Origin of the sequence: Burkholderia mycopellens, from assembly GCF_964265025.1 — a bacterium.
Classification (GTDB): domain Bacteria; phylum Pseudomonadota; class Gammaproteobacteria; order Burkholderiales; family Burkholderiaceae; genus Burkholderia.
In genome coordinates this window covers 118,432-144,786 of record NZ_OZ183802.1, presented here as the reverse complement: position 1 = coordinate 144,786, position 26,355 = coordinate 118,432, and the positions used below count along the sequence as shown (strand labels likewise).

The following is a 26,355-nucleotide window of genomic DNA, read 5'->3' as shown; positions in this document are numbered from 1 at the left end:
CTAGAGAGTCATTAAACGACGTGTTATCGAAATTCGGCAAAGATCGCGGCTGACATTTCGCTGACGGAAATGCCGGCTCGGCCGGCCATGCGACGCGCGTCGACGTGCCGGGCGCGCACGCCCGACCGCCCCCTGCGGATCACCACCGCCGGCCGCGCGAAGCGGCCGGACGGGCACGCGGCAGGCTTACTGCCCGCCGCCGCGCTGGTTGAACCAGCGATCGAGCAGCTTGCCGGCCGCTTCGCGCCCGCCGAGGCCGAACGACAGCGCCACCGCCACCGCGATCGCGCCGAGCACGAGGCCGAACGCAAGCTGGACGATCTCGTTCGCGATGCCCATCGCACGCAGCCCCATCGCGAACACGAGGCCGAGGATCGCGAATTGCGCGATGCGCGCGAACAGCACGCTGTGCTCGCGGTCGGCCTGCTCGATCACGCGGCGCGCGAGGCCCGCGAGCCACACGCCGATCACGAGGATCACGCCGCCCATCAGCACGTGGCCACCGAATTCGATGAACAGCGTGACGACGTCGCGCACCTGCGAGAACCCGAGCCGGTTCGCCGCTTCGACCGACGCGAACAGCATCGCGAAGAACACGATCAGCCGCGCCACCAGCACCGACGGCTGCAGGATCCCCGAGAACACGCGCTCGACGCCGAGCACGGCCGGCAGCCCGTCGGCGCCCGCGGCTTCCAGCAGCTTCTGCGCGAGCGACGCGACGAAGCGCGCGAAGTAGAACGTCACGAGCACGATCACGATCGCCGCGACGATGTCCGGCACCGCGCCGAGGAACTGGTTCAGCATGTTGGTGGCCGGCACCGAGATCGCGTCGATCTTCAGCGCGTCGAGCGCGGAGATCAGCGTCGGTACGAACACGAACACGTAGACGATCGTGCCGATCAGGCTCGACACGCGCACCGGCGTCGGGCTGTCGAGACGCTGCGTGAGGCGGTCGGCGCCCGCGGCGACGAGCAGGTTCGTCACGAGGCCGCGCAGCACCCGCGCGACGATCCAGCCGACCAGGCCGATCACCGCGGCCGCGAACAGGTTCGGCACGATCGCGAGCAGCTTGTCGACCATCCCCTGCACCGGCGACAACAGCCCCGACAGCGCGAACGACGCGAGGATAGCCGGCAGGAACATCAGGATCACGAGCCAGAACAGCACGTCGCCGAGATAGCCGCTCATCGGCCGCATGCCCGCGCCTTCGGACAGCTTGTCGTCGATCTTGCTCGCCTTCAGCGTGCGGTTCGCGAGGCTGCGCAGCATCGACGCGATGAGCCACGCGATCAACGTCAGCGCCCCGCCGCCGATCAGGTTCGGCAGGTAGTTGACGATGTGCGTGACGAGCAGCGAGAACGGGTTGGAGACCGCGTACAGGTTGAGCACGTTGAAGATGCCCACCGCGGTGACGAGCAGCACGAGCCAGAACAGGCCGCCTGCGATGATGCGCTCGACGCAGGCGCCCTGGCCGGTGCTTTCGTTGATCCGCTGATCGACCTTCAGCGCGCCGAGCAGGCGCATCGCGCCGGCCCGCACCACGACGGCGATCAGCCAGCCGATCACCAGGATGCCAATCGCGCCGGCGATCTTTGGCAGATACCCCCCTAGCGTGGTCTGCAGCGACGTGATGAAGCTGGAAGCATCCATTTCTTCTTCTCCCGAAAACGTGGTGTTGCGATTGAACATCGACGAACTACCTGCGTACTTTCGAAAACGCGCTGCCCCGATGGAGCAACTTACCCGAGAAAAATGACGCGATCACCCGATTTCACCGTCTTTAACTTTAGTCATAGATCGCAGGGGGGCAAGACCCCATTTCGTCGCAATAAAAAGGGGCCCGATTCGCCGGCTTCTACGCACTTCCGCAAGATTTATCAATCTGGCCCGTGCTACCGTGACGTCGGTTCCCGCCCGGACACGCCGATGACCGTCGAAACGAAACCCGACCAGCCCGCCTGGCTCCGTTATGCGGCCAGCGTGGCGCGCGTCCACGAGTACATTCGCGCGCACCTCGACGGCCCGCTCGACCTGAACCGGCTTGCCGAAGTCGCGTGCCTGTCGCCGTATCACTGGCAGCGCGTGTATCGCGCGCTGTATGGCGAGTCGATCGTGCTGACGGTGCGGCGGATGCGGATCGTGCGCGCGTCCGAGGATCTCGTCTGCACCGCGCGGCCGCTCGACGAGATCGCACGGCGCGCGGGCTACGGTTCGACGCACGCGTTCACGCGGGCGTTTCGCGACGCATACGGGGTGCCGCCCGTGCCGCACCGGCGCACGGGCAGCCACCGGCCCATCTATCCGTTACAGCGAGGAGCAGCAGACATGTTCAAGCCTGAAGTCGACATCCGGCAGGTGCCGGAATTACACGGCTATGCCGTGGCGCACACCGGTTCGTACTTGAAGGTCAGCGAAGCGTTCATGCAGATCGGCGCGTGGGTCGGGCAGCACGGGTTGATCGGCCCCGGCGCGAAGATGATCGGCATTTATTACGACGATCCGGACACGACGCCCGAAGCGCAGTTGCGCGCGAAGGCGTGCTTCATGCCGACCGACAGCGCGCCGGACATCGAACCCGCGCCGCCGGTGGAGCGCGTGACCGTGGCGGGCGGCGAATATGCGGTGCTGTTGCATACGGGGCCGTATGCGGACCTGAAGACGGCCTACCAGTGGCTCTACGGCGACTGGCTGCGTCACTCGGGCCGCGAAGCCGCCGACGCGCCGCCGTTCGAGCTGTACCTCAATACGCCGATGGATGCGGCGCCGACCGACCTGCGCACCGAGATCTACCTGCCGCTGCGCTGATCGAAGGGCCGGGGTGCCGGGGCGAGCCGGCGCGCTGTTCCAGGACGACGCCCGTTGCAGGCACCATACTCTCGGCGACGGTTCCGATGCGGGCAATCACGCCGGAGATCGCGCGTTATCCGGCCTGCGTCCCGCAGCCCGGGCAGAAACGCGCGTCGGCAGCCAGCGCCGCGTGGCAGCGGCTGCAAGCCTTGGCGCGCTGCGACGCGCCGCACTGCGCACAGAAACGCGCATCCGCCGCATTGAGCGCGCCGCAGCCCGCGCACGCAAGCTGGCTCAGCGGCGCGTTACCGCCCTGGCCACCGTGCCCGTCGTCCGGCGCCTGCCAGCCCCAACCGTAACGATCGCGGCCGCGCGCATCGTGGCCGCCATGCCCGTCCCGGCGCTGCCCGCCGTGATGCCCGCCTCCGCTTCCGCTGTTGCCGTGCCCCCCGCCATGGCCACCGCCGTGGCCGCCCAGGATTCGTTTCAGAAAGCTCATCGCGTGCTCCTCAACGCTTGGCCTGCGCGCCGCCGAACGCCCCGGAGGACGACAGCAGCCGCAAACCGTTGGCCACGACGATCAGGCTTGCACCCGCGTCGGCGAAGACCGCCATCCACATCGTGCCGAGCCCCGCGACCGTGAGGCCGAGGAACACGATCTTCACGCCGAGCGCGAAGCCGATGTTCTGCACCAGTACACGATGCGTCGCACGCGACAGCCGCACGAACGCGGGGATCTTGCGCAGGTCGTCGTCCATCAACGCGACGTCGGCCGTCTCGATCGCCGTGTCGGTGCCCATCGCGCCCATCGCGAAACCGATGTCGGCGCGTGCGAGCGCCGGCGCGTCGTTGATCCCGTCGCCGACCATCCCGACCGCGCCCGCGCCATTCGCCGACAGTTCCTCGACCGCCGCGAGCTTGTCTTCCGGCAACTGGTTGCCGCGCGCGTCGTCGATGCCGGCCTGCTGCGCGATCGCCTGCGCGGTATGCGGGTTGTCGCCGGTCAGCATCGCGGTACGGATGCCGAGCGCATGCAGATCGGCGATCGCTTCGCGGCTCGTGTCCTTGATCGTGTCGGCCACTGCGAAGATGCCGAGCACGCGCGCTTCGTCGACCAGCACCACGACGCTCTTGCCCTGCCGCTCGAGCGCATCGAGCTTCGCCTCGAGGGCCGTCGAGCAGCGCTCGAGTTCCTCGACGAGCCGGTGGTTGCCGAGCCAGTAGCGCGTGCCGTCGATCGTGCCGCGCACGCCACGCCCGACGATCGCTTCGAAGTCCTGCACATCGGCGAAGGCGTTCGCGCCGGCGTCGCGGGCAGCGGTTGCGATCGCCTGCGACACCGGGTGATCGGAGCGCGCCGCGAGGCTCGCGCCGAGATGCCGGACACGTGCCGCATCAGCGTCGTCCGCATGCAGGTCGAAGTCGGTCTGCACCGGCTTGCCGTGCGTGATCGTGCCGGTCTTGTCGAGTGCGAGCCACGCGAGCTTGCGCCCTTCTTCCAGGTACACGCCGCCCTTCACGAGAATCCCGCGCCGCGCCGCGGCCGCGAGCCCCGACACGATCGTCACCGGCGTCGAGATCACCAGTGCGCACGGGCACGCGATCACGAGCAGCACCAGCGCGCGGTAGATCCAGTCGTGCCACGCACCGCCCATGACGAGCGGCGGCACCACCGCGACCAGCAGCGCGACCGCGAACACGATCGGCGTGTAGACGCGTGCGAACTGGTCGACGAAGCGCTGCGTCGGCGCCTTCGCGCCCTGGGCTTCCTCGACCGCATGGATGATCCGCGCGAGCGTCGAATTGGCCGCGACGGCCGTCACGCGATATTCGAACGAACCCGATTCGTTGATCGTGCCCGCGTACACGGCGTCGCCGGTCGTCTTTTCGACGGGCAGGCTCTCGCCGGTGATCGGCGCCTGGTTCACCGTCGAGCGGCCCGCGACGACTTCGCCGTCCAGCCCGATCCGCTCGCCCGGTTTCACGCGCACGACCGCGCCGAGCGCCACCCGCGCGGCCTCGATCGTGCGCCACGACCCGTCGGCGTCCCGCACGGTCGCGGTGTCCGGCGCGAGCCGCATCAGGCCCTGGATCGCATTGCGCGCCCGGTCGAGCGACTTCGCTTCGATCAGCTCGGCGATCGTGAACAGCACCATCACCATCGCGGCTTCCGGCCACTGGCCGATCGCCATCGCCCCCGTCACCGCGATGCTCATCAGCGCGTTGATGTTCAGGTTGCCGTTGCGGATCGCGATCCAGCCCTTCTTGTACGTGGTGAGCCCGCACGCGAGCACCGCCGCGAGCGCGAGCGCCGCCGACAGCCACACGGGCAGGCCGGCCCAGGTCGCGCCTTCGGACGCGATCGCGGCGACGCCGGCCAGCGCCAGCGGCCACCACGGCTTCGCGGGTGCGTCAGCGACGCGCTGCGCCGGTGCGCCGGCCGTTGCCGCCTCGGGCGTCATCCCGAGCGTGCGGATTGCGCTTTCGATCGCCGGCTGCGCGCCCGGCACGTGCTCGACGGTCAGCATCCGCTGCATCAGGTTGAATTCGAGCGCCGACACTTCGCTCATCCCGCCGAGCTTCTTGCGGATCAGCGTTTCCTCGGTCGGACAGTCCATCTGCATGATCCGGAACGCGGAGCGCACGTGGCCCGACGCGGTCGCCTGCGCAACCGGCAGCGGCGCGAGCGTCAGCGCGGCAGGCGCGCAGCAGTCGCCGGCCGCGTGGTCGTGGTCGTGCGAGCGCGCGTCGCCATGCACACGCTTGTCGTCGTGCGCATGATCGTGATCGTGGCCAGCATCGCCATGCTCGGCATGCCCGTGCGAGCACGATGCACCCTGCACATGCGGTTCGTCGTGTGCATGGCCGTGATCGTGGTCGTGGCCGCGCGAGGCAGCCTTGCCGTGCGCGTGCTCGCCGGCCGCCGGCACCGCGTCGGCAACGGTCGCCAGCTGCGTGTCGCGCGGGTCGGCGCAGCACGTATCGGCGTCGTCGGCATGACGATGTCGTGGGTCGTGGGTACGCTGGGCGTCGGTCATGACAACCTCCTTTATGGCTTGACGGTGTAGAGTTAACACCCTGAAGCCACTACAAGGTCAACCCTTACACGGGAGAAAGGCATGAAGATTGGCGAACTGGCCAAAGCGGCCCGCTGCACACCCGAGACGATCCGTTTCTACGAGAAAGAGGGGCTGATGCCAGATGCGGAGCGCACCGACTCGAACTACCGCAACTACACCGACGCGCATGTCGAACGGCTGCGCTTCATTCGCAACTGCCGCGCGCTCGACATGGCGCACGACGAAATCCGCGCGCTGCTGCAGCTCACCGACATGCCTGCCGATCCGTGCGATTCGATCAATTCGCTGCTCGACGACCACATCGGGCACGTCGACGCGCGCCTCGCGGAACTCACGCACCTGCGCAACCAGCTCATCGAATTGCGCCGCCAGTGCGTCGGCGAGCATTCGGTCGAGGATTGCGGCATCGTGCACGGTCTCGCGACGATGGAAACCGTCGCCCCGGCCGCGAAACGCTCGCACCTCGGCTGAAACCCTTGTGAAATATGATAGTCTGGTTGAAAATAGTTATATTCACACTAGACATCAAATAACTATTCATGTCCACTAGTCGTCCGTCCCCGCTCGCGCTGGCCGTCCTCGCGACGCTGACCGAAACGCCGATGCATCCATACGGGATGCTGCAGCAACTGAAAGCGCGCGGGTACGACGAAGTCGTCAACGTGCGCCAGCGCACGAGCCTCTATCAGACGATCGACCGGCTGCTGCGCGACGGGATGATCGTCGTGCACGACACCGAGCGCGACGGCGCGTTTCCGGAGCGCACGCTGTATGCGCTGACCGAGGCAGGGCACACGGCCGGGCAGGCGTGGCTGCATGCGCTGCTCGCCGAGCCCGCACGTGAATTTCCGGCGTTCGGCGCCGGCCTCGCGTTCCTGCCGCTACTCGACGCCGAAGATGCTCGCCACCAGCTCGAGCTTCGGATCGCCCGGCTCGACGCCGAGCGCGAGCGCCTCGAAACGCTGCGCGCCACCGCGCAAGCCGATCAGGTGCCGCGCCTGTTCCTGCTGCAAAACGAGCACGCGCTCGTGCTGCTCAATGCCGAACTCGAATGGGCGCGCAGCGTCGTCGAACACCTGAAGATCGGCGCGCTGCGCTGGGTGGACGGCTGACGCGTCGCGCCGGCCCCTGCCGGCAACGGGCATCGCCGCGATCAAAGCACCTTGCCGGGATTCAGAATGCCGAGCGGATCCAGCGCGGCCTTCAGGCGTCGCATCAATCCGATTTCCGCGTCGCTGCGCGTATGCGCGAGATAGGGACGCTTGAGCACGCCGATCCCGTGCTCGGCCGACACCGAGCCGCCCATGTCGCGCACCACCGCGTACACGCAGCGATCCAGCGCATCGAGGTCCACGTCGGTCATCCCGGCGAGCGACACGCCGATATGCACGTTGCCGTCGCCGACATGGCCGAAGAACAGGCACGTGACGTCCGGCCAGCGCGAGCGCAGCGCCGCCTCGCAGCGCGCGGCGAACGCGCCGAGTTCGCCCGTCGGCAGACTCACGTCGAAGTTGACGAGATGCGGCAGCGCATCGATCGCGAGACCTTCGCGCAACGTCCACAAGTCGCGCGCCTGCCGCTCCGACGTCGCGATCACCGCATCCTCCACGAGCCCTGCGTCGAACCCCGCCGCGAGACCGGTTTCCAGCGCCTGGTTCGCGTCGCCGCCCGGTGCGCTCGTCGCACATTCGATCAGGATCGCGAAGCCGGCGTCGCCGACAAACGGTGCCGATACACCCGGCGTACGACGCGCGACGTAGTCGTAGAACGCCGGTCACATCGCCTCGAAGCTGACGACCTCCGGCAGCGTGCGCACGCGGTTCCACAACGCGACCACCGCGTCGTAGTCGCGCACGCGGCAGAGCGCCGTGGCCGGCGCGGCGAGCAACGGATGCAGCCGCAGCACCGCGCGCGTGACGACAGCGAGCGTCCCCTCGCTGCCGATGAACAGCTGCTTCAGGTCGTAGCCCGCGTTGTTCTTCAGCATCCGGTTCATCGACGACACGACCGTGCCGTCCGCGAGCACGGCCTCGAGCCCGAGCACCTGCTCGCGCATCATCCCGTAGCGGATCGCGCGCGTGCCGCCCGCGTTGGTCGCGAGCATGCCGCCGAGCTGGCATGAGCCGCGTGCGCCAAGATCGACGCCGAACGTGAAACCCGCCGCCTCCGCGGCTTCCTGCACCGTCTGCAGCGGCGTCCCGGCGCGCACGGTGATCGTGCCGGCCGCCGCGTCGAGCGCCTCGATGCCCGCGAAACGCTCCATCGACAGCACGACCTCGCCGCCGAGCGCGACCGCGCCGCGCGCGAGCCCGGTCAGCCCGCCCTGCGGCACGACCGGCTGGCCGAGACGCGTGCACAGCGCGAGCGTGCGCGACACGTCGTCGACGCTGCGCGGGCGCACCAGCGCGCGCGGCCGCACGCCGGCCGGCTCGTTGTACGCGGTGAAGTAACGCGGATCGATGTCGGCCGAACGCGTGACGAGCGCGTCGCCCAGTTCGGCGACGAGCATGGCATCGAGCGCATCGTCGGACAGCGGCGCGCCGTCCTGTTCGCCGCCCACGGCGGCCGGGTTCGGATTCGGCATCGCGCGCGGCCCCGCTTACTTCGTCGAGATGTCGATATCGCCGAAATACTTCAGGCCCAGCGACTTCACCGTGCCGTCCGCCTTCAGCTTGTCGATCGCCGCATCGAGCTTCGCCTTCAGCGAATCGTCGCCCTTGCGCAGCCCGAATGCGATGCCGCTGCCGAGGATCTTGTCGTCGTGCACCGGCTGGCCGACGAACGAGAAGCCCTTGCCGTCCAGGCGCGACAGGAAACCGCGCTGGCCGGACGGTGCGAGCACGAGCGTCGCGTCGAGGCGGCCCGCCACGAGGTCCGCATACGCCTGGTTCTGGTCCTGGTACGCGACCACCGCGACGCCGGCCGGTTCCCAGTGCGCCTTCGCGAAGGTTTCCTGGATCGACGCCTGCAGCACGCCGACGCGCTTGCCCTTCAGCGATTCCGGCGTCGGCAGCAGGCCGCTGCCGGTGCGCGCGATCAGCTGGGTCGGCACGCGATAGATGATCGTCGTGAAGTCGATCGCCTGGCGCCGCTGCTCGGTCGCGTTCATAGCCGAATTGATCGCGTCGAACTTGCGGCCCTTCAGCGCGGGAATCAGGCCGTCGAACGACGTCTCGACCCATTTGCACGACAGCTTCGCCGTCTGGCAGACGGCATTGCCGACGTCGATGTCGAAACCCTGCAGGTCGCCGTTCGGCGCTTTCGATTCGAACGGCGGGTATTGCGCCTCGAGGCCGAAGCGCAGCGTCTGCGCGTCGGCGAGCGCCGCGCCGGAGCCGATTGCGCACGCAAGTGCGAATGCGAGTTTCAGGGTGGCCGTGTGCTTCATCGTGATCTCCTGGTCTGGTCGATGCGACGTCCTCGTCGCCGGTTTCCGTACGGTTACAGCGAACGCAGCCGCCGCGCGCCTTCGACCAGCGTCGCGTCGTCCTTCGAAAAACTGAGCCGGATCACGCCGGCGTCGGTGCCATCGGTGTAGAACGCCGACAGCGGAATCGTCGCGACGCGCGCATCGCGAATCAGGCGCAGCACGAAATCGCTGTCGCGCTCGTCCGAGAAGTGCCGGAAGCGCGCCAGCATGAAGAACGAGCCTTCGCTCGGCAGCAGCTCGAAACGCGAATCGGCCAGCTCGCGCGCGAGCAGATCGCGCTTGGCCTGGTAGAACGCCGACAGGCCCAGATAGCTGTCCGGGCGTGCGAGGATCTCCGCGAACGCGACCTGCATCGGCGTGTCGGCCGCGAACACCATGAACTGGTGCACCTTGCGGATCTCGTCCATCAGCTCGGCCGGCGCGAGGCAATAACCGACCCGCCAGCCCGTCACGTGGAACGACTTGCCGAACGACGACACGATCACGCTGCGCTCGGCCAGCTCGCGATGGCGCGCCATGCTCTGGTGCTGCGCGCCGTCGAACACGACGTGCTCGTAAACCTCGTCGGACAGGATCACGATGCCGGTATCGCGCGTGAGCTGCGCGAGCCGTTCGAGATCGTCGGCCGAAAACACGGTCGCGGTCGGGTTGTGCGGCGTGTTGACGATGATCATCCGCGTGCGCGGGTTGATCGCCGCGGCGACTTCGTCCCAGTTCACGCGGAAATGCTCCGGCGACAGCTTGATCGCCACCGGCGTCGCACCCTGCAGCCGCACGATCGGCGCATAGCTGTCGAACGACGGCTCGAAGTAGATCACCTCGTCGCCCGGGTGCACGAGCGCGCTGATCGCCGCGTAGAGCCCTTCGCTCGCGCTGGCGATCACCGTGATTTCCGTGGCCGGGTCATAGCGCGTGCCGTACAGCGCCTCGGTCTTCTCGGCGAGCCGCTCGCGCAGCGCCGTGACGCCGGCCATCGGCGCGTACTGGTTGTGCCCGTCGCGCATCGCGCGCGCAACGCCTTCGACGAGCGCCGGATCGGGCGCGAAATTCGGCGCGCCCTGCGACAGGTTCAACGCATCGTGCCGAGCCGCCAGTTGGCCGATCACCGTGAAGATCGTCGTCCCGACGTCGGGCAGTTTCGAACGGGGCGCGGTCGCGCTTCGCATGACTCCTCCTTCTGATGTCCTTCGGGCAAGCCGCGCACGGCCTGCATCTGCCGCAAGATTTAGCCCGAGCCAATATCGGCGGACAATCGAAAGTTCGTCATGGCTGCCATGCATTTTTCTCATGGCTCGCAAAGCGGTGCGCGCAGCGGCAAGGCTAGGCCGCCAGAGCGACATGCGAATCAGGCATTTCCCCTCGGGAATGCTACCGGCCGGCCGCGGCCAGGTAGGCGAGCAGCACGGCCCGCAGTTCGTCGCGCAGCGCGGCGATGTCGAACGCGGGCCCGAGCGTCAGCAGCGCCTGCGAGAGACCGCCGTAGCAGATCGCGTGCGCCATCCGCGCGAGCCCGTCGAGCCGTGCGGCCGGCGGCGGATCGGCCGCGTGCGCGTGCGCGAGCGCGTCGCGCCACAGCGCGACGTACGCGTCGTAATGCCGGCGGTAGGCGGTGAGCGGCGACACCTGCCGCTCCAGCGCGAAGAGCACGCCCCACAGCGCCGTGTCGGCGCCGATCGCATCGACCTGCAGGTCGACGAGCGCGGCAGCGATTTCGGCCCGTGGCGCGCCGCGCAGCCGCGCCACGGCGTCGCGCAGCCGGTCGGCCAACGCCTGCACGTGCCGGTGGATGCAGAGCGCCGCGAGGCTCTGCTTGTCGCCGAAATACTCGTAGAAGGTGCCGATGCTGACGCCCGCGACAGCCGCGATTTCGCGGATCGTCGCCTTCGCGTAGCCGCGTTCGAGCAAAAGCTGAACGAACGCCTGCTGCAGCGCGTCGGAACTCGCCTGCGCGCGCGACTGGCGCGGCCGGCGGCGCAATGCGGGCGCGGGTTGCGCCGCCGGCTGCCCGGGCGGCGCCGGAACCTGAACATGTCGCGGCGGCATATTTGCTACTCTGAAAATCAGCAGGGCATGCGTTTTACCGGGGACCGGAACCGGCGCCGAAGCGCCATCCGTGCGGCATGGCGCCGGCCGCCCGCGAAGCATGAGACCGGAGACAACCTCGATGACCGAATCGACTCACGCCGTCACGAACCAGTTCGACGAACTGGTCGACTATAACCTCTTCGCGACGGACATCGCGCTGCGCGACGCGCTCACCCGCGCGGGCGCCGACTGGGCCGTACCGCAGCTCGACGCGTACGGCGCGCGGCTCGGCAGCGCCGACACCGCACGGCTCGCCGACGAAGCGAACCGCCACACGCCGGAGCTGAACACCTTCGACCGGCGCGGCCGGCGTATCGACCGCGTCGACTTCCACCCGGCCTGGCACGCCCTGCTCGGCCAATACCGCCACGAAGGCTTCGTGTCGCTCGCATTCCGCGAGTCGCGCCGCGGCCGCTGGGCCGCGACCGCAGCCGGCTTCTACCTGCACGGCCAGATCGAGGCCGGCACGCTGTGTCCGGCGACGATGACGCAGGCCGCGATCCCGGTGCTGCAGAAGGAGCCCGCGCTGTGGGCGCTGCTGCGCGACAAGCTCTACAGCGACGACTACGATCCGCGCGACGTGCCGGTCGCCGACAAGCGCTCGATCTGGTTCGGCATGGGGATGACCGAGAAACAGGGCGGCTCGGACGTGCGCGCGAACACGACGCTCGCGACCGCCGTCGGCGCGGGCGGGCGCGGCGGCGAATACCTGCTGCGCGGCCACAAGTGGTTCTTCTCCGCGCCGATGTGCGACGCGCACCTCGTCGTCGCGCGCACCGAAGCCGGCGGCCCGTCGTGCTTCTACGTGCCACGCTGGCGGCCGGACGGCACGAAGAACACGGTCGAGATCCAGCGGCTGAAGGACAAGGTCGGCAACCGCAGCAATTCGAGCAGCGAAGTCGAGCTGAACGACGCGTGGGGCATCATGCTCGGCGACGAAGGCCGCGGCATTCCGACCATCATCGAGATGGCCACCTACACGCGGCTGAACTGCGTGCTCGGCAGCGCGGCGATGCTGCGCCAGGGCGTCGTGCAGGCGATCGCGTACACACGCCAGCGTCATGCGTTCGGCCGCGTACTTGCCGAGCAGCCGCTGATGCGCACCGTGCTGGCCGATCTCGCGCTCGAAAGCGAAGCGGCGCTGTCCCTCTCGATGCGTCTCGCCGACGCGTTCGAGCGCGACGACTCGCCGCGCGAACGCGCCTGGAAGCGCATCGTCACGCCCGCCGCGAAATTCTGGGTATGCAAGCGCGCGGTCGAGCTGACCGGCGAGGTGATGGAAGTGTTCGGCGGCAACGGCTACGTCGACGACGGCCCGATCGCGCGGCTGTTCCGCGAGGCGCCCGTCAACTCGATCTGGGAAGGTTCGGGCAACGTGATGTGCCTCGACGTGCTGCGCGCGATATCGCGCGAGCCCGACGCGGCCGCCGCGCTGTTCGCCGAACTCGCCGACCTCGGCGCGGGCGAACCGCGCATCCGCGCGGCGCTCGATGTGCTGCGCGCGATGCTCGCGGCGCCGGCCGACACGCTCGAGGCATCGGGCCGCGTGTTCGCGCAGCGGCTCGCGGTGGTCGCACAGGCGTGCCTGCTGCGCCGCGATGCACCGGCGGCCGTCGCCGACGCGTTCGTCGCGACGCGGCTCGCCGCGCCCGACTGGGGCCGCATCGCGGGCGGCTTCGATCCGCACGCGATCGACGTCGACGCGCTGCTGCAGCGCGCGTATCCGGCCTGATGTCATTTCGGATCACTCAGTACGACCCCGTTCGCCTTCGATCGCCCGCCCGGAGCCCCGATGAACCTCGTCGCCGCCCTTGACCGCGCCGCCCGTGCGACGCCCGACAAGCCGTTCCTCGTCAGCGAATCCGCGACGATCACCTATGCTGCCGCGCGCGAGCGCTCGCACCGCGCGGCAGCCGTGCTGAGCGCGCTGGGGGTCGCGGCCGGCGACCGCGTCGCCGCGATGTGCTTCAACACGCCGGCCTTCGTCGACCTGATGTTCGGCGCGTGGCGGCTCGGCGCGACGCTCGTGCCGATCAACCACAAGCTGCAGGCGCCGGAAGTCGATTACGTGCTCGAACACAGCCGCAGCAAGGTGCTGCTGTTCGACGTGGCGCTCGCACCGGTGGCCGAACGCATCGTGCATCCCGCGCGACGGCTGGTGACTGAAGGCGAGCTCGACGGCGTGCCGTGCTTCGACACGCTGTGCGCGACGATGGACGGCCTCGCGGGCATCGAGCCGGCCGACGGCGACATCGCGCAGATCCTCTACACGTCCGGCACGACCGGCCACCCGAAAGGCTGCGTACACAGCCACCGCACCGTGACGCTCGCGGCGATGCAGGCGGCCCTCGCGACCGGCATCGACCGCCACGAGCGCACGCTGATGGCGATGCCGATCTGGCATGCGTCGCCGCTCAACAACTGGTTCGGCGGCACGCTGGTCGCGGGCGGCACCGTCGTGCTGCTGCGCGAATACCATCCGCTGCGCTTCCTGCAGGCCGTCGAGCGCGAGCGCGTGACGCTGTATTTCGGCGCGCCGGTGTCCTACCTGCTGCCGCTCGAAACGGTCGACGGCTTCGCGGCGTTCGACCTGTCGAGCGTGCGCGCCTGGCTGTATGGCGGCGGCCCGATCGGCCCTGCGCAGGCCGAACGTCTCGCGCGTGCGTATCGCAGCGACGCGTTCTTCCAGGTGTACGGCATGACGGAAGCGGGCCCGGCCGGCACGACGCTGTATCCGGACGAGCAGATCGCGAAGGCCGGTTCGATCGGCCGCCAGGGCGGCCCGGGCGTCGACCTGCGCGTCGTGCGGATGGACGGGATCGACGCGCAGCCGGGCGAGACCGGCGAGATCTGGCTGAAGACCGACAGCATGATGCTCGGCTATCTCGACGATGCAGCCGCGACGCGCGCCGCGTTCGCGCCGGACGGCTGGTATCGCACCGGCGACATCGCGCGGATCGATCAGGATGGCTACCTGTTCATCGTCGACCGGCTGAAGGACATGATCGTGACGGGCGGCGAGAACGTCTATTCGAAGGAAGTGGAGGACGTGCTCGGCGCGCACCCGGACATCGCCGAGGCAGCCGTCGTCGGCGCGCCTCATCCGGACTGGGGCGAAACCGTCGTGGCGCACGTGGTGCTGCGCACGGGCGCCGTGCCCGATGCGGACGCGCTGCGCGCGTTCTGCGGCGAGCGGCTGGCCGCGTACAAGATCCCGCGCGAATTCACGTTCGCGCAGGCGCTGCCTCGCACGCCGACGGGCAAGCTGCAGAAGTTCCTGCTGCGCGGGCGTCGCAGGGACTGAGTACCCACGTTTGCGCCAACGCACTTGCAACTCGCGTACTCATATTCCCCTCGTGCCCCCAATCTTTCATCAAAGCGGGATACTGCACCATTCCCTGTCCGCGTCTCCCTCGGACTGCCACGTAGCGAATGCGAACGCCCTCCAGGAAATCGCACGGCCCCATAAGCTGACCCATGCATTCCCGAACGCGCGGCCGATGCAATACGCGGAATTGAACTAGTAATAGAAGTTAGCGGTACTGAATCATATTCGTCCGATTGATCGACGTTTCTTATCTGGAATAGTGTCTCCAGATAGCCATTCCATTTATTGAAAATGGGATGCCATCCGAATCAAGCAATAAACAATGCTGACAGTGTTGCGGGATACGTAATTTACAATGCTTAAGTTAATTCTCAGCCTAAGCCTTCTCACCGCCAATCCGGCATTTGCATGCATCGCCAGCGAGAATTTTGACATCTACTTCTCGATAGATAGCTCGCACATATCGAATTCCGAAATCGCCCGCATTGCAAAATGGGCCGCTGACCAAAAAGTCTATTACGCCAATCACTTCACCAAAGAAACAACACTGATTAGTGGCCATGCCGAGGAAAGTGAACGGAGCGCACTGGCCCTTGCGCAATCAAGAATGCAAACCGCGTATGCGCTGTTGGAGCAACTAGGTTTTTTACGCGGGACCATCAAGACGAGCGCCCGCGTCTACTCGCATGGCGACGTGGACAATGGGCGGCGTGTGGAAATTTCCTTCCTGCCCGATTGCCCTAACAAGTGCTGTGATGGCAAGTAACGTCATACCGCCGCCAGTCACGGCGATGCGGCGTTGATGTACACATGTGGCAAGCCTGCTGCACCATCGCCTGCAAAATCCATATGACGTGCCGGCCGTGTACCACCAAAGAAAAAGCCACCGGAGCCCGACGGCCCGGTGGCTTTTTCGCATGATCGGCAGGGCAGCGACAGACGCCGCCGCCCGCACGTCATGCCCTGCTTACTTGCCGCCGATGCTCTTCAGCGGCTTCCACTCGCCCTTCTCGACCTTGTACATCGTGATGCCGCCGTTCTTCAGGTCGCCCTTCGCGTCATACGCGACGTGCGTCGACGTCACACCGGCCATGTCGGTCTTCGCGAGCAGCGGCAGGTACTTCGCCGGATCGGTCGAATCGGCCTTCTTCATCGCGTTGAACAGCGCCATCGCACCGTCGTACGCATACGGCGAGTACGTCTGCACGTCTTCGCCGAAGCGCTTCTTGTACTTGTCCGCGTACGTCTTGCCGCCCGGCATTTCTTCCAGCGGGAGACCTGCCAGCGAAGCGATCGTGCCGTCGGCCGCGTTGCCCGCGATCTTCAGGAACGTCGGCGTCTTCACCATTTCGCCGCTCATCAGCGGAGCGGTGATGCCGAGCGTCTTCATCTGCTTGACCATCGGCGCCGCCTGCGAATCCGCGCCGCCGTAGTAGACGAGATCCGGCTTCGCAGCCTTCAGCTTGGTCAGGATTGCCTTGAAGTCGACAGCCTTGTCGTTCGTGAATTCACGGTCGACGATCGACGCGCCGCCGGCCTTCGCGGCCTTCTCGAACTGGTCGGCGAGACCCTGGCCGTAGGCCGTGCGGTCGTCGACGATCGCGATCTTCTTCATGCCGAGATCCTTCGACGCGAACGTGCCGGCCACCGAGCCCTGCTGCGTGTCGGACGTCATCATGCGGAAGGTCGTCTTGTAGCCCTGCTGCGTGTATTCCGGTGCGGTCGCCATCGCGATCTGCGGAATGCCCGCGTTCGCGTAGATGCGCGAAGCCGGGATCGTCGTGCCCGAGTTGAAGTGGCCGAGCATGCCCTTGATGCCGTCGTCGACGAGCTTCTGCGCAACCGTCGTGCCGGTGCGCGGGTCAGCCTGGTCGTCTTGCGTGTCGAGTGCGAACTTCACCGGCTTGCCGCCGATCTTCGGGTTCGTCGCGTTGAAATCCTCGATCGCGAGCACGATCCCGTTCTGCATATCCTTGCCGTAGTGCGCCTGCGCGCCCGTCATCGGCCCTGCGTAACCGATCTTCACGTCATCCGCATGGGCCGTCCCCGCCAGCGACATGACTGCGACAAACGTCGCGCCTGCCAGCTTTTTCATCGTGTGTTGCATAGCATCTCCTTGGTACCAGGGTAAATGAAGCGGCTTCGGGATCGCCTTGCCGCTTCTTTTGTTTGATCCGAACGGCAAGGATGATCAGCCGATCGTCATCAAATTCGCATTGCCGCCCGCCGCGGCCGTGTTCACGCTCACCGAGCGCTCCGTCAGCAGCCGTTCCAGCGCGTAATCTTCCGCATCGCCGTTCTCGAACGCGCCCGCCGACACGCCCTGCACCGACACGATCGGGCCCGGCCGCTGCGCGACGTCCTTCACGAGCGTCTGCAGTTCGTCGCTGTCGCCTTCGAACAGCACCGCGTCGAACGGCGCGTCGGCCTGCTTGCGCACGGTCGCGTGAGCCTTCAGCGACGCCGGCAGCGCGGCGACCAGCGCCTCGCCGGCCGCGCCCGCGAACAGCGCGCGGTTGCCGGTTGCGAGCACTGCCGCGAACTGCGCGCGCGCACCGCCCGGCGTCGCCGCGACACACAGCACCGTGCCGCGCGGGCCGAGTGTATACGTGTTTCGCTCGCCTGTCGGACCGGTCAGCACCGCGGTCGCACCGGCCGGCACCTGGGCCAGATAGCCGTCGCAACGCGCGGCCAGCGCCGGCTCGCGCTGCTCGATCAGCCAGTCGCGCAGCGTCGTGAGCGCCGCCGCCGGGTTGCCGCGCGCGTCGCCTTCCACCGCGCCGTCCGCGATCAGCATCTGCGCGAGCGAACGCGGCAGGCCCGACGGACGCGTCGCGAGCAGGCGCTGCAGGTACAGCGCGCCGCCGGCCTTCGGGCCCGTGCCCGACAGCCCTTCGCCGCCGAACGGCTGGACGCCGACCACCGCGCCGATCACGTTGCGGTTCACGTAGATGTTGCCGACATGCGCATTCGAAATCACGTGCGCGATCGTCTCGTCGATCCGTGTGTGGATGCCGAGCGTCAGGCCGTAGCCGGTCGCGCGGATCTGCTCCAGCAGCTTGTCGAGCTGGCTGCGGCGGTAACGCACCACGTGCAGCACGGGGCCGAACACCTCGCGCTTGAGCTCGTCGATGCTGCCGATCTCGATCAAAGTCGGCGGCACGAACGTGCCGTGCGCACAGGCCTCGGGCGCCGGCAGCTGCGTGACGGCGTGCCCCTTGTCCTTCATCGCCGCGACGTGCGTGTCGATCGTCTGCTTCGCTTCGGCGTCGATCACCGGGCCGACGTCGGTCGACAGGCGGTCGGGATTGCCGAGCGCCAGCTCGTGCATCGCGCCCTTGAGCATCGTCAGCGTACGATCCGCGACGTCGTCCTGCAGACACAGAACGCGCAGCGCCGAACACCGTTGACCGGCCGAGTCGAACGACGACTGCAGCACGTCCGCGACGACCTGCTCCGCGAGCGCCGACGAGTCGACGATCATCGCGTTCTGGCCGCCCGTTTCGGCGATCAGCGGGATCGGCTTGCCGTCCGGGTCGAGGCGCGCGGCGAGCGTCTTGTTGATCAGGCGCGCGACTTCGGTCGAGCCGGTGAACATCACCGCACGCGTACGCGGATCGGCGACCAGCGCCGCACCGACGGTCTCGCCGGTACCCGGCAGCAGCTGCACCGCGCCGGCCGGCACGCCGGCCTCGCGCAGCAGGCGCACGGCCTGGGCGGCGATCAGCGGCGTCTGTTCGGCCGGCTTCGCGAGCACCGTGTTGCCGGCGGCGAGTGCCGCGGCGACCTGGCCCATGAAGATCGCGAGCGGGAAGTTCCACGGGCTGATACAGACCACGGGGCCCAGCGGACGGTGCGTGTCGTTCGAGAATTCGCCGCGGATCTGTGCCGCGTAGTAGCGCAGGAAGTCGACCGCCTCGCGGATCTCGGCGATCGCGTTCGGCAGCGATTTGCCGGCTTCGCGCACGATCAGGCCCATCAGCGTGTGCATCTGCGCTTCGAGCAGGTCGGCCGCGCGCACCAGGCAATCGGCACGCGCATCGACCGGCGTCGCCTGCCAGATCGGCGCGGCGGCCACCGCGTGCGCAAGTGCCGCGCTCACGTGTTCGGCCGTCGCTTCGCTGACCGTGCCGACCAGGTCGCGCTGGTCGGCCGGGTTGCGCACGTCGCGGGCCGGCGCATCGGCGAGCGTGTCGTCGGCAAGCATCGGCGCCGCGCGCCACGGGAAATGCGCGCTCGCGAGCAGTGCGGACGACAGCGACGCGAGACGGTGTTCGTTCGACAGGTCGAGGCCCATCGAGTTGGGACGCTCGTCGCCGTACAAGTTGCGCGGCAGCGGGATCTTCGCGTGCGGCGCGCCGAGCGGCACGACCTTCGACGCTTCGTCGACCGGATCGGCAACCAGCTCCTTTACCGACACGGTTTTATCCGCGATGCGGTTCACGAACGACGTGTTCGCGCCGTTCTCGAGCAGGCGGCGCACCAGGTACGCGAGCAGCGTCTCGTGCGTGCCGACCGGCGCGTACACGCGGCACGGACGGTTCAGCTTGTCGCGGCCGGTGACTTCCTCGTACAGCGGCTCGCCCATCCCGTGCAGGCACTGGAATTCGTACTGGCCCGGGTAGTAGTTCTGGCCCGCGAGCTGGTAGATCGCGGCCAGCGTGTAGGCGTTGTGCGTCGCGAACTGCGGGTAGACGGCGTCCGGCGCCGCGAGCAGCTTCTTCGCGCACGCGAGGTACGACACGTCGGTGTAGATCTTGCGCGTGTAGACCGGATAGCCTTCGAGGCCATCGACCTGCGCACGCTTGATCTCGGAATCCCAGTATGCGCCCTTCACAAGGCGGATCATCAGGCGGTGACGGCTGCGGCGCGCGAGATCGATCAGGTAATCGATCACGAACGGGCAGCGCTTCTGGTAGCCCTGCACGACGAAGCCGATGCCGTTCCAGCCCGCGAGATCCGGATCGAAGCACAGCGCCTCGAGCAGGTCGAGCGACAGCTCGAGCCGGTCGGCCTCTTCGGCGTCGATGTTCAGGCCGATGTCATAGCGGCGTGCGAGCAGCGCGAGGGCGCGCACGCGCGGCAGCAGCTCGCTCATCGTGCGGTCCTGCTGCGAACGCGAGTAGCGCGCATGCAGCGCCGACAGCTTGATCGAGATGCCCGGGCCTTCGTAGATGCCGCGGCCCCCGGCTGCCTTGCCGATCGCGTGGATCGCCTGTTCGTACGACGCGTAGTAGCGCTGCGCGTCCTCTTCGGTCGTCGCCGCTTCGCCGAGCATGTCGTACGAGTAGCGGAAGCCGCGCGCTTCGTACTTGCGGCTGTTCGCCAGCGCTTCGGAGATCGTCTCGCCGGTGACGAACTGCTCGCCCATCAGGCGCATCGCCATGTCGACGCCCTTGCGGATCAGCGGCTCGCCACCCCGGCCGATCAGGCGCGTCAGCGCCGACGACAGCCCGGCTTCGCTGTTGGTCGTCACGAGCTTGCCGGTGATCATCAGCCCCCAGGTCGCCGCGTTCACGAACAGCGACGGCGCGTGGCCGACGTGCGAGCGCCAGTCGCCCTTGCTGATCTTGTCGCGGATCAGCGCGTCGCGCGTCGCGCGATCGGGAATGCGCAGCAGCGCTTCGGCGAGGCACATCAGCGCCACGCCTTCCTGGCTCGACAGCGAGAACTCGTGGATCAGCCCCTCGACGCCGCCGCCCGAGCTCTTTTCGCGCAGCGCCTCGACGAGCTTCGTCGCGAGCGCCTGCACGTCCGCCTGCAGGTTCGCGGGCAGGCGCGCCTGGCCGAGCAGGAACGGCACGCATTCCGGCTCGGGGCGGCGGTACGCCGCCGTGATCGCCGCGCGCAGCACCGATTGCGGCTGCACGTTCTGCGCGAACTCGAGGAACGGATGCGGCGAGTTGTCGTCGTCGCCGTCCGCGGCCTGGCCGTCGGCGAGCTCCGTGACGCCACTGTGGCCCGACAACTCGGGCGGCAACTGGCCGTGCTCGATCCGCTCGAGGTACGCGAAGATCGCCTGCTTGATCAACCAATGGGGAGTGCGCTCGAGGCGCGCGGCGGCGTCCTTGAGGCGCGAGCGGAGAAGGTCGTCGACTTTGACGCCGAGAGTCGTGCTTGCCATGGTGGGTTCGTGCGCCGGTGCGAGCCCGGCAATAGGGTGTGAGAGGATGCGCGAAATCCTACGGCACGCAATAAAAAGGTGCAACCAAATTGCGAGGCAGGTTGCACCCTTGGGTTACTCAATATAATCATACACTTATGTGGTTGCAACCTAGGGGTTGCCCGTGGTCGGAGGATCGGTGTTTTCCCTGAGCGGGCCGGTTTGACATGCGTGCGCAACCTTCCCCGCGCGAGGCGGCGGACGAAAATGGGTTGCACTGGGTGTGACGGCGGGTGTGGCGCCGAGGCGCAGCCGTGCGGCAAGAGACGGCTTGGGGGCGCCCGGCCCCGACGGGCCCGGCTTCAATGCGGCGGCATGCAGCCAGACGAGCGCACGGCGCGCCGCTCAGATATCCAGCGGATCGACCTCGACGCTCCACCGCAGCACGCCCTTCAGCGCGCGCAGCTCCGGCTGCCATGAGCGCAGCGCATGCTGCAGCGCCGCCCGCGACGCGCTTTCGAGCAGTAACTGCGCACGGTGGACGTTCGCAACCTTGACGATCGTCATCGGCACCGCGTCGTAGACGGTCACGCGATCGGCGCCCGGCAGCCCCGGCAACGCGGCCGCGGCCTGCAGCAGGAACGCGAGCGCCGCGTCGAGCGTTCGCCCTTCGGCGCGCAACAGCGCCTGGTAGACGAACGGCGGCAGGTGCGCGTCGCGACGCTCGCCGAGCGTCGAATTCGCGAAGCCGACGTAATCCTGCCGCCCGAGCGCGTGGTACAGCGCGTGACGCGGGTAACGCGTCTGCACGAGCACCTCGCCCGGCAGCCCGGCGCGCCCCGCGCGGCCGCTCACCTGCATCAGCTGCGCGAACAGCCGTTCGCTCGCGCGGAAGTCGTGAGAGAACAGCGCGGTGTCGGCATTGAGCACACCGACGAGCGACACGCGCTGAAAGTCGTGCCCCTTCGCGATCATCTGCGTGCCGACGAGGATATCGACCTCGCCCGCGTGCACATCGGAAAAGAGCGCCTGCGCGCTGCCCTTGCGGCGTGTGCTGTCCGCGTCGATCCGCAGCACGCGCGCACCCGGCACGGCCTCGGCGAGCGCCTCCTCGATGCGTTGCGTGCCGCGCCCGAGCGGCGCGATGTCGACGTTGCCGCACTCGGGGCACGATCGCGGAATGCGCGCTTCCCAGCCGCAGTGATGGCAGCGCAGCGCGTGCTCGGGCTTGTGCAGCACGACGTACGCGCTGCAGCGCGGGCAGCCGGCCACCCAGCCGCAGGCATCGCACACGAGCTGCGGGGCGTAGCCGCGCCGGTTCAGGAACACGAGGCTCTGCTCGCCGCGCTCGAGCCTCGCCTTCAGCGCCGCGACGAGCGGCCCCGACAGCCCGCCCAGCGACGCGCGCCCGCGCCGCCGCTCCTCTTCGAGGTCGATCAGCCGCACGGTCGGCAGCGTCGCGTCGGCTACCGCGCGGCGCGACAGCGTGAGCCGCGTGTAGCGGCCCTGCTCGGCCTGCCACCAGCTTTCGAGCGACGGCGTCGCCGAGCCGAGCACGACCGTGATGCCGAGCTGCTTTGCGCGCCACACGGCGAGGTCGCGCGCCGAATAGCGCAACCCTTCCTGCTGCTTGTACGCGGGCTCGTGCTCCTCGTCGACGACGATCAGCGCGAGCGTCGGCATCGACGCGAGCACCGCGAGGCGCGTGCCGAGCACGATCCGCGCGCGCCCCGTATGCGCGGCGAGCCAGTTGCGCGCACGCTCGCCCTCGGCGAGCCCGCTGTGCAACGTGACGATCGCGTCGTCGGCGAGGGCACCCGCGAAGCGCGCGCGAAACGCGGCTTCGAATTGCGGCGTCAGGTTGATTTCGGGAACGAGCACGAGCGCCTGCGCATCCGGCCGTGCGTCGAGCAGCGACGCGAGCGCATGCAGATAGACTTCCGTCTTGCCGCTGCCCGTCACGCCGTGCAGCAGGAACGGCGCGAAGCCCTGCGCGGCGCGAATCGCGTCGAGCGCCTCGGCCTGCTGGTCCGTGAGCGCCGGCGGCACAGTTCGTCCACCGGCTGCCAACAGGTTATCCACAGCTTTGGCCACAGGCGCGTCGCCCCAGCCGATCTCCTCGACGTCGACCCAGCCACGCGTCGCCCAGTCGTCGAGCGTGACCGCCGCCTTCGGGTGAAGCGCGCGCGCATCGGGCAGCGCCAGCGAGCCGGTGTCGACCAGCGCCTGCGCGAGCCGCCGCAGCGCGGCCCCGCGGGCGGGCAGCGCATCGGGCAGCGCCGCGCGGCCGGCATCGGTCGGCCGGTAACGCACTTCGGGCGCGAGCAGCCGCCCCCAGCGCCCGGCATCGCGCAGCGCCTGCGGCAGCGCCGGCAACGCGACCTCGCCACGCCCGCGCTGGTAGTAGTCGGCGGCAAACGACACGAGCGCGAGCCAGTCCGGCGACAACGGCGGCAGGTCGGCGCAGATCGCGTCGATCGCGCGCAGCCGGGACGGCGGCACCTCGGTGTGAGTCGTCACTTCACAGACGAGCCCGACGGCCTGCCGCTTGCCGAACGGCACCTGCACGAGCGTGCCCGGCCCGGGCGGCGGTTGCACGTCGCAGCGGTAATCGAACAGGGTGGCGAGCGGATGGTCGAGCGCGACGCGCAGATAGGTGCCGCTCATGACGGCACTCCGACGGCGGCATGCGCCGCATGGGCATGGACGGCCGACATCCGCGCTCGCATCGAGGCAGCGAACTTAAAGTAAAACTTCAGATTCGGCGCTAAGTTTTGGATTCGCATTAGGAATCGCCGTATACCCTGCCCAGCCTGTGGATAACTTTGTTGAGAACTCGCCGCTCACTGGCCGCAACGCGCGCGGGGCCGTGCTTTGCGCGGATTTTCGCCGCTTGTTGCGGTGCCCCGCTGAGCCTTATTCCATAAGGCTGCTATTCAAATTACCGAACCATAGCGAGACAAATTGACCGATACAGGGCTCTACCGCGCTGCAACGTGGAAAATGTGTATAAGTCAAGTCTTGACAAGCACTGAATCGGCAACCGGTGGGGGGTTGCGTCCTGTTTAGTTCCGGCAGCGAAACGCTGTCACGCCGCAGTGCAGCATGACAGCGCTTGCGCTCAGCCCGCGGCTCCGCTACGGATCGAGCGGCTGTGGCGATGCACTTCGTCGACGAGTTCAGCGACGTGATCGGGCGACGTGAATTGCGAAATGCCGTGCCCGAGGTTGAATACATGGCCCGGATGGTTGCCATAGCTGTCGAGCACCGCGCGCGCCTGCTCGCGTACGGCGGCGGGCGGCGCAAACAGGATCGTCGGATCGAGGTTGCCCTGCAGCGCGACCTTGCCCGCAACGCGTTCGCGCGCGTGGCCGAGGTTGACCGTCCAGTCGAGCCCGACCGCGTCGACGCCGGTCGCCGCGATCTCCTCGAGCCACAGCCCGCCGCCCTTCGTGAACGTGATCACCGGCACGCGCTCGCCGTCGTGCTCGCGCTTGAGCTGCGAGACCACGCGGCGGATGTAGTCCAGCGAGAAACGCTGGTACGCGCCGTCCGCCAGCGCGCCGCCCCACGTATCGAAGATCATCACGGCCTGCGCGCCCGCTTCGATCTGCGCGTTCAGATACGCGGCCACCGCCTGCGCGTTCACGTCGAGGATCCGGTGCATCAGGTCGGGGCGCGAATACGCCATCGACTTCACCGTGCGGAAATCGTCCGACCCGCCGCCTTCGACCATGTAGCACGCGAGCGTCCACGGACTGCCCGAAAAACCGATCAGCGGCACGCGCTGGCGGCCCTGCCCGTCGGTGAGCGCGCGACGGATCTCGCGCACGGCGCCCGTCACGTAGCCGAGCGTCTCTTCGATGTCCGGCACCGCGAGCTTCGCGACGTCGGCCTCGGTCCGCACCGGATGCGCGAACTTCGGCCCTTCGCCGACCTGGAAGTCGAGGCCGAGGCCCATCGCGTCCGGAATCGTCAGGATGTCCGAGAACAGGATCGCGGCGTCGAGCGGAAAGCGCTCGAGCGGCTGCAGCGTCACTTCGGTCGCGTAGTCGGGATGCTTCGCGAGGCCGAGGAAGCTACCGGCGCGCGCACGCGTCGCGTTGTATTCGGGCAGGTAGCGGCCGGCCTGGCGCATCAGCCAGATCGGCGTGTAGTCGGTCGGCTCGCGCAGAAGCGCACGCAGGAAGGTGTCGTTGAGCAGGGTATGGGCCACGGTAGGAGCGACGATGCGAGGGCAAAGCGGCATTTTACCGGACAGGCGCCGTCGGGCCGCGCTTGCCGACGCGATGGCGGCCATATGACGCGCGCGATGGCTCCGTTATGATCGGACGCTCATATCGAACGAAACGAAGGAGGAGACCGATGAAGACACTCGCCACGCTCGCCGCCGCCACGCTGCTTTGCTGCGCCGCGGCGCACGCGCAGACCGGCGCGGGCACCGCCGCCGCAGCGGGCGCCGGCTCGCGGCTCGACGACGTGCTCGCGCGCGGCACGCTGCGCGTGTGCACGACGGGCGACTACAAGCCGTATTCGTACTACCGTGCTGACGGCCGCTTCGAGGGCATCGACATCGACATGGCCGAATCGCTCGCGAAATCGCTCGGCGTGAAGGCCGATTACGTGAAGACGAGCTGGCCGAACCTGACCGGCGATTTCGTCGCGAAATGCGACATCGCGGTGGGCGGCGTGTCGACCACGCTCGAGCGCCAGAAGCGCGTGTTCTTCACGCAGCCGTACGTGGTGGACGGCAAGACGCCGATCGTGCGCTGCGCGGACGCCGGCAAATACCAGACCGTCGCGCAGATCGACCGGCCGGAGACGCGCGTGATCGTGAACCCGGGCGGCACCAACGAGCGGTTCGCGAAGCAGTACTTCACGCATGCGAACCTCACCGTCTATCCGGACAACGTAACGATCTTCAAGCAGATCCTCGCCGGCAAGGCGGACGTGATGGTGACGGATGCGTCCGAGACGCTGCTGCAGCAAAAGCTGAATCCGGGCCTGTGCTCGGTGCATCCGGACAAGCCGTTCCAGTTCGGCGAGAAGGCATACATGGTGCCGCGCGGCGACGTCGCGTTCCAGCAATACGTCGATCAGTGGCTGCATCTCGCGCTGTCGACCGGCGAATACCAGGCGATTTCGGACAAATGGCTGAAGTAAGCGGGCACGCGCACGGCGACAGATAGCAGGCACCGACCCCGCGACCATCGCCGCGAAAGTCACTGCGCGGCGGCAACCGACGCGCCGCCGTTACAGTTCGGCGCAGCATGCCGGCGCCCGGAAAATCGGCCCGAAGCCATCGAATTGGCCGAACGGCCGACTTCCGCGCGTGCCGATCACGTTTCAAAATCTTTCTGACGAATGAATCGTCATGCGCGGCATCGGCCGAAAGGCGCATTTTCTCACGTGCAAATCGGCAGTTCGTCGAGCCTGATACGCATGAAAAACGCATCGTGCGCATGCGCTGAAAACGCTGCGGAAAATATGAGTAAAAATGACCTTTTTCAGGCCCTCAAAAACAGCAAAAAATCCCGGAAAG

At 67.8% G+C, this 26,355-nt stretch carries 17 protein-coding genes and 1 pseudogene; 7 read left to right on the top strand and 11 right to left on the bottom strand.

The features are described 5' to 3' along the window. Window positions 1-186: 186 nt before the first annotated feature. Window positions 187-1,650, bottom strand: a complete 1,464-nt coding sequence (locus ACPTTC_RS00640) for a mechanosensitive ion channel (RefSeq protein WP_423391278.1) — start codon at window positions 1,648-1,650, stop codon at window positions 187-189. A gap of 276 nt (window positions 1,651-1,926) precedes the next feature. Here ACPTTC_RS00640 and ACPTTC_RS00635 point away from each other — a divergent pair, with 276 nt between their 5' ends. Next, a complete protein-coding gene (locus ACPTTC_RS00635) occupies window positions 1,927-2,805 on the top strand; it encodes an AraC family transcriptional regulator (protein WP_423391277.1) in 879 nt (292 codons plus the stop codon). 115 nt (window positions 2,806-2,920) lie between these two features. Here ACPTTC_RS00635 and ACPTTC_RS00630 read toward each other — a convergent pair whose 3' ends face one another. Next, window positions 2,921-3,286, bottom strand: coding sequence for a zinc ribbon domain-containing protein (locus ACPTTC_RS00630; RefSeq protein WP_423391276.1), 366 nt, complete (start codon window positions 3,284-3,286; stop codon window positions 2,921-2,923). Window positions 3,287-3,296: 10 nt separating this feature from the next. Next, a complete protein-coding gene (locus ACPTTC_RS00625; protein WP_423391275.1) occupies window positions 3,297-5,825 on the bottom strand; it encodes a heavy metal translocating P-type ATPase in 2,529 nt (842 codons plus the stop codon). Between the two features lie 81 nt (window positions 5,826-5,906). On the opposite strand from ACPTTC_RS00625, the gene cadR reads away from it, so the two are divergent. Further along, the gene (gene cadR / locus ACPTTC_RS00620; RefSeq protein WP_423391274.1) at window positions 5,907-6,338 is read left to right on the top strand and encodes a Cd(II)/Pb(II)-responsive transcriptional regulator; all 432 of its coding nucleotides are present in this window, start codon (window positions 5,907-5,909) and stop codon (window positions 6,336-6,338) included. A gap of 68 nt (window positions 6,339-6,406) precedes the next feature. Next, the gene (locus ACPTTC_RS00615; protein WP_423391273.1) at window positions 6,407-6,979 is read left to right on the top strand and encodes a PadR family transcriptional regulator; all 573 of its coding nucleotides are present in this window, start codon (window positions 6,407-6,409) and stop codon (window positions 6,977-6,979) included. A gap of 41 nt (window positions 6,980-7,020) precedes the next feature. Here the strand turns inward: ACPTTC_RS00615 and ACPTTC_RS00610 are convergent. The 4 genes and pseudogenes from ACPTTC_RS00610 to ACPTTC_RS00595 all read right to left on the bottom strand — a co-directional run bounded on the left by ACPTTC_RS00610 (window position 7,021) and on the right by ACPTTC_RS00595 (window position 11,340). Next, window positions 7,021-8,451, bottom strand: a pseudogene (locus tag ACPTTC_RS00610) (FAD-binding oxidoreductase). Window positions 8,452-8,466: 15 nt separating this feature from the next. After that, entirely contained in the window at window positions 8,467-9,255 is a 789-nt protein-coding gene (locus ACPTTC_RS00605) for an ABC transporter substrate-binding protein (RefSeq protein ID WP_423391272.1), read from the bottom strand. A 53-nt stretch (window positions 9,256-9,308) separates the two neighbouring features. Next, window positions 9,309-10,463 (bottom strand): pyridoxal phosphate-dependent aminotransferase, encoded by a 1,155-nt coding sequence (locus ACPTTC_RS00600; protein WP_423391271.1) that lies wholly within the window; start codon window positions 10,461-10,463, stop codon window positions 9,309-9,311. A 202-nt stretch (window positions 10,464-10,665) separates the two neighbouring features. Then, window positions 10,666-11,340, bottom strand: coding sequence for a TetR/AcrR family transcriptional regulator (locus ACPTTC_RS00595; RefSeq protein ID WP_423391270.1), 675 nt, complete (start codon window positions 11,338-11,340; stop codon window positions 10,666-10,668). A gap of 121 nt (window positions 11,341-11,461) precedes the next feature. Here ACPTTC_RS00595 and ACPTTC_RS00590 point away from each other — a divergent pair, with 121 nt between their 5' ends. The 3 genes from ACPTTC_RS00590 (at window position 11,462) to ACPTTC_RS00580 (ending at window position 15,476) form a co-directional block, all read left to right on the top strand. Beyond that, window positions 11,462-13,114 (top strand): acyl-CoA dehydrogenase family protein, encoded by a 1,653-nt coding sequence (locus ACPTTC_RS00590; protein ID WP_423391269.1) that lies wholly within the window; start codon window positions 11,462-11,464, stop codon window positions 13,112-13,114. A gap of 60 nt (window positions 13,115-13,174) precedes the next feature. After that, on the top strand, window positions 13,175-14,686 hold the full coding sequence (locus ACPTTC_RS00585; protein ID WP_423391268.1) for a class I adenylate-forming enzyme family protein: 1,512 nt from the start codon (window positions 13,175-13,177) through the stop codon (window positions 14,684-14,686). A 379-nt stretch (window positions 14,687-15,065) separates the two neighbouring features. Beyond that, window positions 15,066-15,476, top strand: a complete 411-nt coding sequence (locus ACPTTC_RS00580; RefSeq protein ID WP_423391267.1) for a hypothetical protein — start codon at window positions 15,066-15,068, stop codon at window positions 15,474-15,476. A gap of 201 nt (window positions 15,477-15,677) precedes the next feature. On the opposite strand, the gene ACPTTC_RS00575 is transcribed toward ACPTTC_RS00580, so the two are convergent. The 4 genes from ACPTTC_RS00575 to hemE form a co-directional block, all read right to left on the bottom strand. Next, window positions 15,678-16,817, bottom strand: a complete 1,140-nt coding sequence (locus ACPTTC_RS00575; protein WP_175969831.1) for a branched-chain amino acid ABC transporter substrate-binding protein — start codon at window positions 16,815-16,817, stop codon at window positions 15,678-15,680. A gap of 84 nt (window positions 16,818-16,901) precedes the next feature. Beyond that, entirely contained in the window at window positions 16,902-20,834 is a 3,933-nt protein-coding gene (putA, locus tag ACPTTC_RS00570) for a trifunctional transcriptional regulator/proline dehydrogenase/L-glutamate gamma-semialdehyde dehydrogenase (RefSeq protein ID WP_423391266.1), read from the bottom strand. Window positions 20,835-21,218: 384 nt separating this feature from the next. After that, window positions 21,219-23,480: a primosomal protein N' gene (locus tag ACPTTC_RS00565; protein WP_423391265.1), complete on the bottom strand. Its 2,262-nt coding sequence runs from the start codon at window positions 23,478-23,480 to the stop codon at window positions 21,219-21,221. Between the two features lie 454 nt (window positions 23,481-23,934). After that, window positions 23,935-25,029, bottom strand: coding sequence for a uroporphyrinogen decarboxylase (gene hemE / locus ACPTTC_RS00560; RefSeq protein WP_423391264.1), 1,095 nt, complete (start codon window positions 25,027-25,029; stop codon window positions 23,935-23,937). Window positions 25,030-25,178: 149 nt separating this feature from the next. Between hemE and ACPTTC_RS00555 the strand changes: the two genes are divergently transcribed. After that, window positions 25,179-25,976 (top strand): transporter substrate-binding domain-containing protein, encoded by a 798-nt coding sequence (locus ACPTTC_RS00555; protein ID WP_423391263.1) that lies wholly within the window; start codon window positions 25,179-25,181, stop codon window positions 25,974-25,976. Window positions 25,977-26,355: the final 379 nt, after the last annotated feature.

What these genes read in the sequence shown, in the direction of transcription:
- ACPTTC_RS00640 (WP_423391278.1), bottom strand. Translation starts at nt 1,650, where the DNA reads ATGGATGCTTCCAGCTTCATCACGTCGCTGCAGACCACGCTAGGGGGG.
- ACPTTC_RS00635 (WP_423391277.1), top strand. Translation starts at nt 1,927, where the DNA reads ATGACCGTCGAAACGAAACCCGACCAGCCCGCCTGGCTCCGTTATGCG.
- ACPTTC_RS00630 (WP_423391276.1), bottom strand. Translation starts at nt 3,286, where the DNA reads ATGAGCTTTCTGAAACGAATCCTGGGCGGCCACGGCGGTGGCCATGGC.
- ACPTTC_RS00625 (WP_423391275.1), bottom strand. Translation starts at nt 5,825, where the DNA reads ATGACCGACGCCCAGCGTACCCACGACCCACGACATCGTCATGCCGAC.
- cadR (WP_423391274.1), top strand. Translation starts at nt 5,907, where the DNA reads ATGAAGATTGGCGAACTGGCCAAAGCGGCCCGCTGCACACCCGAGACG.
- ACPTTC_RS00615 (WP_423391273.1), top strand. Translation starts at nt 6,407, where the DNA reads ATGTCCACTAGTCGTCCGTCCCCGCTCGCGCTGGCCGTCCTCGCGACG.
- ACPTTC_RS00605 (WP_423391272.1), bottom strand. Translation starts at nt 9,255, where the DNA reads ATGAAGCACACGGCCACCCTGAAACTCGCATTCGCACTTGCGTGCGCA.
- ACPTTC_RS00600 (WP_423391271.1), bottom strand. Translation starts at nt 10,463, where the DNA reads ATGCGAAGCGCGACCGCGCCCCGTTCGAAACTGCCCGACGTCGGGACG.
- ACPTTC_RS00595 (WP_423391270.1), bottom strand. Translation starts at nt 11,340, where the DNA reads ATGCCGCCGCGACATGTTCAGGTTCCGGCGCCGCCCGGGCAGCCGGCG.
- ACPTTC_RS00590 (WP_423391269.1), top strand. Translation starts at nt 11,462, where the DNA reads ATGACCGAATCGACTCACGCCGTCACGAACCAGTTCGACGAACTGGTC.
- ACPTTC_RS00585 (WP_423391268.1), top strand. Translation starts at nt 13,175, where the DNA reads ATGAACCTCGTCGCCGCCCTTGACCGCGCCGCCCGTGCGACGCCCGAC.
- ACPTTC_RS00580 (WP_423391267.1), top strand. Translation starts at nt 15,066, where the DNA reads ATGCTTAAGTTAATTCTCAGCCTAAGCCTTCTCACCGCCAATCCGGCA.
- ACPTTC_RS00575 (WP_175969831.1), bottom strand. Translation starts at nt 16,817, where the DNA reads ATGCAACACACGATGAAAAAGCTGGCAGGCGCGACGTTTGTCGCAGTC.
- putA (WP_423391266.1), bottom strand. Translation starts at nt 20,834, where the DNA reads ATGGCAAGCACGACTCTCGGCGTCAAAGTCGACGACCTTCTCCGCTCG.
- ACPTTC_RS00565 (WP_423391265.1), bottom strand. Translation starts at nt 23,480, where the DNA reads ATGAGCGGCACCTATCTGCGCGTCGCGCTCGACCATCCGCTCGCCACC.
- ACPTTC_RS00555 (WP_423391263.1), top strand. Translation starts at nt 25,179, where the DNA reads ATGAAGACACTCGCCACGCTCGCCGCCGCCACGCTGCTTTGCTGCGCC.